Raw genomic sequence first — 279 nt, 5'->3', positions numbered from 1 at the left:
CAGAGACAACCAGGAGGTTGGCTTAGAAGCAGCCACCCTTGAAAGAGTGCGTAATAGCTCACTGGTCTAGTGATTCCGCGCCGACAATGTAGCGGGGCTCAAGCGTACCGCCGAAGTCGTGTCATTCACACAAGAAGCCCCAACGGGTGTGTGGATGGGTAGGGGAGCGTCGTGTGCCGGGTGAAGCCGCAGCGGAAGCTAGTGGTGGACGGTTCACGAGTGAGAATGCAGGCATGAGTAGCGATACACACGTGAGAAACGTGTGCGCCGATTGACTAA

At 56.6% G+C, this 279-nt stretch carries 1 rRNA gene; it reads left to right on the top strand.

The features are described from left to right. Positions 1-279 (top strand): 23S ribosomal RNA (locus tag ACNFOC_RS56005); the annotation flags it as partial.

Source organism: Streptomyces colwelliae, assembly GCF_048158785.1.
In the GTDB taxonomy this organism is placed as follows: domain Bacteria; phylum Actinomycetota; class Actinomycetes; order Streptomycetales; family Streptomycetaceae; genus Streptomyces.
The sequence above is the reverse complement of the archived record's forward strand: the minus strand, read 5'-3'. Positions and strand labels throughout refer to the sequence as shown.